At 58.1% G+C, this 5,441-nt stretch carries 3 protein-coding genes and 2 pseudogenes; 4 read left to right on the top strand and 1 reads right to left on the bottom strand.

Annotated features, from left to right (window positions below; all coding sequences use genetic code 11):
- Positions 1 to 161: 161 nt before the first annotated feature.
- On the top strand, positions 162 to 392 hold the full coding sequence (locus HV796_RS40035; RefSeq protein ID WP_377694253.1) for a helix-turn-helix domain-containing protein: 231 nt from the start codon (positions 162 to 164) through the stop codon (positions 390 to 392).
- An 873-nt stretch (positions 393 to 1,265) separates the two neighbouring features.
- Here the strand turns inward: HV796_RS40035 and HV796_RS40030 are convergent.
- Positions 1,266 to 2,297 (bottom strand): annotated as a pseudogene (locus tag HV796_RS40030) (AraC family transcriptional regulator).
- A gap of 282 nt (positions 2,298 to 2,579) precedes the next feature.
- Between HV796_RS40030 and kce the strand changes: the two are divergent.
- The 3 genes and pseudogenes from kce to HV796_RS40015 form a co-directional block, all read left to right on the top strand.
- Positions 2,580 to 3,518 carry a 3,5-dioxohexanoate:acetyl-CoA acetone transferase gene (kce, locus tag HV796_RS40025; RefSeq protein ID WP_175233258.1) on the top strand — a complete coding sequence of 313 codons (939 nt, stop codon included), beginning with the start codon at positions 2,580 to 2,582 and terminating at the stop codon, positions 3,516 to 3,518.
- 120 nt (positions 3,519 to 3,638) lie between these two features.
- The gene (locus HV796_RS40020) at positions 3,639 to 4,994 is read left to right on the top strand and encodes an MFS transporter (RefSeq protein WP_175233256.1); all 1,356 of its coding nucleotides are present in this window, start codon (positions 3,639 to 3,641) and stop codon (positions 4,992 to 4,994) included.
- Positions 4,995 to 5,150: 156 nt separating this feature from the next.
- Positions 5,151 to 5,330: pseudogene (locus tag HV796_RS40015) on the top strand (SDR family NAD(P)-dependent oxidoreductase); the annotation flags it as partial.
- Positions 5,331 to 5,441 lie beyond the last annotated feature (111 nt).

Genomic DNA, 5,441 nt, shown 5'->3' with positions numbered 1-5,441 from the left:
TCGCTCGCAACAAGCTCAAAAGCGCTCAGCACCGACCTTCGATCATCGCCGCGTGCTGGATTCAGGCAACCTTGTGGTGACGTCATGATTTATGGAAAGGTCAATAGTATGCGAAGCCGGAAAGAAATTGCTCAACACGAAAATGAGCGAAGTTGCCTCTGATGAGTCCAAAGACGTATGCGCGACTTATGCGATTCTCGCGCGCGATGGACCTGGCGCGCGAAAACAGCCGCGCAAGCTGGGCGAGCATAGCAGTGGCGGCCGGCTACTACGACCAGGCGCATCTCATCGAGGATTTTCAGGTCTTCGCGGGTGCAATGCCGGAAGTGTTCCGTTGCGAACTCGGCATCACAGGCGTGCCTATGAGCAAAGGCAGAGCGCCACAGCTGTGATCGATGTGCGGCGAGACCCGGCCAGTTGCTTTAGCCGGCACGAATCAACGACAGTACCTCAGCGCACGTACTCACTTCCGGTTTATGCAAAACTTGAGCGTGCCTTGGTATCGAGGTATGGTGCGTGTACCCATAGCCACCGGCAGCGGAGCGGCTTAGCTCAAAGAATTTTTAGCGCAGCGGAAACGGTGCGTTCGCCGTGCGCATCAATAGCTCTCCGCGCCTGTTTCCGCTGCGCTGAAAATCCTCTGGATTATCACGGCCATGTTCGTCCGAGCTCGCACGGTGACCGTTGGACTCCGGGTGCGCGCGCGTATCCGACGTGGAATTCCAGGCTACAGGAGTGGATCTAGTCGACACTACCAAACACTTGGGGCGGTTATGCGAGTCATCACCATGCGTCGGAAACGGTCAGGGGGACAGGTATGGAAAACTCCCCTGCGCACCGGTTCCGCAAGGCCGCGGCGCAGATATCACGTAGCCGTGAACACTTATGGCAGTGAAGCCAGCGTTCGCAAGTTCCGGTTCGTCGCCGAAGACGTCGGTGATCCTTGCCGGATTGTCCTGGCCGATGCAGTCGTGGGGTGACCCGCCTGCGCTCATCTCCGATCGACCCCGAGCGCGCGTTCGTCGAATACTGTCACGCCGGGCGGGATGTGCTTGCGCGATACGATGCCGAACGTTGCCGGGTCCGTGCTATAGCTTTCTGGGCTCCGACGGAAAATCGGCGCTGCGTAGTCTTTGTATATTTCCGACTTGTAGTCGAAATCTGCGAGTGGGAACAGTTCGAAGTAGTTGGCTTCGTCACGGGTTCGGTTCGTAACTACGTCTTGCAGGCCGCCACAGTTGCCTTGTCGCCACCAATGTTGCGACTCATGGTTGATCGCGGATCTCACCGGGGCCTTTGCCTGTCCATCGCTTCAACGCCCGGCGGAAGTTGGCGGTGTCGCTGAAACCGACCAGCATGGCGACATCATCCGTGCTGAGTTTCGTGGTCTTCAGGTACTCGGTGGCTAGCGAGCCGCGGACGTCATCAACAATCGCAACGAACGACGTGTCTTCCGATTCCAGACGTCGCCTGAGCGTTCGGCTGGTCATCTTCAGTGCGACGGCCACGGATTCCATGCTGGGAAACACACCTGGCTTGCGCATCAGGAGTTGATAGACTTCGCCCGATACGCCGGATGATGTTTTCGCTTGCCCGATAAGTCTGTCGCACGTCTCCTGTAAGAGCGCTGCCGAATGCCGATGCGCGAGGTGCGGCTTCACTTCGAGTATGACGCTATCGTATATGAGCTGGCATTTCTCAGCGTCGAACTCACACGGGCAACCCAAATACTGCGGGTATATCGCGGCGTAGTCCGGCGCCGGATAGGAGAAGCGGGCGAGCACCGGAGGGCAGCTCCGCCCGGCAACGTCTTCGAGATGCGTCACGTGCTGCGTGTATTGCTGCTCCAGAAGGAACTGCTGAACATGGTGCGGCAGGTTTGACGAGAAGGCGTCCGGAAAGGTTCACACCGAAGTATCGGGATGTTCGGTCCACTCGATGGTGATAGTCGGCGTCGCCAGCCGATGGTATTTGACGCCCAGGCGGAAGTAGTCGCGCAGCGAGAGACACGACATCAAGGCGTAACCATACATTCCGTAGGCGGCCAGATGAAGCCGCGCTCCCGTCCTGAAGGGCGTAGCCGGGTCGGACGAAAGGCTGACTGCATTTCTGCATACCGCCGCGTATTGCCTGACCGAGGTCATCACCGAAGCATCGTAAATCTGGTCAGGCTCGACGCCGCTTCCCTTCAGGCTGTCCTCGGGGGCAATGCCTTGCTCCGCTAGCACTTCGACCAGCGCCGCGATCTTATACGGCGCGTAGATACGCTCGTTCAACAGCGGGAATTTCGAAGACACCGCGCCTCCCATGAATGTCCTCTGAGGACATCGGCTTGTCCGAAAAAGACCTTACATAGTGGATCGTATCTCACTACTGTCAACGGGACAAGAGATGGGTCCGCATTGCAGTCGTGCGACTCGCAAACCTGTTGGAGACAAGTATGCAAATCCACCATCCCCGTGATCTCGTGCCTGTGGCGCTTCTGGCAGTCAGCTCGTCGCGCTTCTTGCGTCCGCGGTCGCTCGCCTCGGTATCCAGTACAAGTGCCGCGTGTCAGCCGCAACTCGAAAGGTATTGAAATGGGAAATTGGACCGGCAAAGTCATCATTACGTGTGCAGTGACGGGGTCGGCGCACGTGCCGTCCATGTCGGAATATCTGCCACTAACGCCCGATGACATCAAGACTCAAGCGCTCGAGGCCGCCGAGGCTGGGGCAGCTATTCTCCATCTGCACGCACGCAATCCGGACGATGGCCGGCCGACGCCTTCGCCCGAAGTCTTCCGTCAGTTCGTCCCTGCAATCGCGGCAGTGACCGATGCAGTCATCAACATCTCTACGGGCGGCAGCACGCGTATGACGCTCGACGAGCGTTTGGCCTATGCACGTGTTGCCAAACCCGAGATGTGCTCGCTGAACATGGGTTCGATGAACTTTTCCCTGCATCCCGTCGCGGCCAGGATGTCCTCCTGGCGATTCGATTGGGAGAAAGAATACGTTGAAGGCATGGAGGACATGATTTTCCGGAACACGTTCCGGGACATCAGGAACATCCTCACCGAGTTTCAGGACTACGGCACGCGCTTCGAGTTCGAATGTTACGACGTTGGGCACCTGTATAACCTCGCGTATTTCATCGACATCGGACTCATCAAGCCGCCGTTTTTCATCCAGTCCGTATTCGGCATTCTCGGCGGGATTGGTCCCGACCCGGAAAACCTCGCATTGATGAGGTCGACCGCCGATCGTCTGTTCGGCCGCGAGAACTATCAGTTTTCGATTCTTGGCGCCGGCCGTCATCAGATGTCGCTGGTGACGATGGGCGCGATCATGGGCGGCAACGTTCGCGTGGGTCTGGAAGACAGCGTTTACCTGTCGCGGGGCGTGAAAGCAAAATCGAACGCCGACCAGGTCCGCAAGATTCGCAGAATTCTCGAAGAGCTTTCGTTCGAGATCGCGACGCCAGCCGATGCCCGTGCAATGCTCGGATTGAAGGGGCGCGAAAGCGTCTCGCTTTGAGCAAATGGCACTGCGCGCGAACTGCGCGTAGGCCGGACTACCTTTCTCCTGCAGCGCCGATCGGGAATCGCCCGACGCGCGACACAAGATAAAGCACGCAGGATAATTTCTGGAGACATCATGACTGCGGCGACTGTTGACCTCAGCCTGGGCGAGACTCACTGGCGGGCGACCCGCAAGGCGATGACGAGGCTCGTCCCGTTAATGTGCGCGATCTATTTCATGTCGTTTATCGACCGCACGAACGTGGCACTGGCCAAGAGTGCGCTCGCGACTGACCTCGGCATCAGTGCCGCCGCTTACGGTCTCGGCGCGGGCATTTTCTTTGTCGGTTATGCGCTACTCGAAGTTCCGAGCAATCTGGCGGCCCATCGTGTCGGTCCGCGAGTCTGGATTGCCCGTATCGCCGTCACGTGGGGAGTGTTATCCACGGCCATGATGTTTGTGCAAGGCGAGTGGTCGTTTTACATTCTCCGCGTATTGCTGGGCGTCGCGGAAGCGGGGCTTTTTCCGGCCTTGATGTACATGGTCACGCTGTGGTTTGCTCCCAAAGACCGGGCGGTCGCAGTGGGCTGGATCTATACGGCCCCGCCGATTGCGCTCATCATCGGCAATCCGCTCGGTGCGGGTCTGATGCAACTCGGCGGGATCGGGGGTATGCACGGCTGGCAGTGGATGTTCATGCTGGAAGGCTTGCCCACCATCGCGGTTGGCATCATCCTGTTCTTCAAGCTTCCGAACCGGCCTTCCGAGGTCAAGTGGCTGACGCCGCAGGAAGCACAAACACTCGAGGCTCACGCAGTCATTGACACACATGGGGACGCAGATCTCACATCGACACACTGGTTCGCCGCATTGAAACGTCCGGTCACGGTGCTTATCGCGCTGGTTTACTTCCTGAATCAGGCCGCTTTCGTGGGCCTTTACTTTTTCACTCCGTCGATTGTCGGGCAGATGCATGTGAAGTCGCCGCTTCTTGTCGGCTTGCTGTCGAGTTGTGTCGGCATTGGCTTCCTGATTGGCGTGCTAACGCTGCCGCGCATTCACCGGCGCATAAACAATGATTGCGGCTTCTTTGGCATCCTGACCGCGGGCGTTGTCGTCGCCGCATGCACGTTTATCGCAGCCCGAAATCAGGCGACGCAAATCACTTTGCTCGGTATCACGGGTTTTTTTGCGGGTGGCATTCTGCCTTCCTATTGGACCGTTGCGATGAAGCGTTTGCAGGGTGTGCAAGCTGCGGCCGGTCTCGCTTTCATCAATATGATCGGCTTGCTGGGCGGGTTTGTCGGGCCTTATCTGTTCGGGCTTGCCGAGACGATAACCGGCAGGAGCGACTCGGGCTTCAACGTTGTGGTGGTCGCATCGGTGCTCGGGTTGTGTCTTGTGCCGCTCCTTGCCAAAGCCATCCGCGCGGCCGAGCGTCCCGTTCCGGCCACGGGCAACGGGGCACAGTTGAAGACGTCAAAGAGTTGACCGCTGGCGACGAAGGAAGGTGCTTCAGCCACGGCCTCCACACGGTGATCGGGTTCCGTCCTTTGTCTCACCCGTTGCTGGTCCGTCCATGAATCGCCGCTGAGCCTGGAGTTGGCGTCTGTTCGATTATGCAATTTCACTTCGTCCGTGCGACACATGAATATATTTGAGCTTCTTAAGCCGAGGCCCGGCTTGCGCGTGCTTATCTCGGGTGCAGCTGCGGGCATTGGAGCAGCGATTGCCGACGCATTCGTTCAAGCTGATGCACAGGTCTACATCTGCGATGTCGACCGGGTAGCAGTGGAAAAGGCCAAAGAGAGGAATTCAAAGCTACACAGTCGAGCCTGAACAATTCGGCGAGCCTCGTGCAGCGGAGCTTTGAGGCCGAAATGGTGTTGTGAGATTTGCAGGAACCTGGCACATTAACGTGAAAAACCTGCAAATTCT

Origin of the sequence: Paraburkholderia humisilvae, from assembly GCF_902859855.1 — a bacterium.
Taxonomy (GTDB): Bacteria; Pseudomonadota; Gammaproteobacteria; order Burkholderiales; family Burkholderiaceae; genus Paraburkholderia; species Paraburkholderia humisilvae.
The sequence above is the reverse complement of the archived record's forward strand: the minus strand, read 5'-3'. Positions and strand labels throughout refer to the sequence as shown.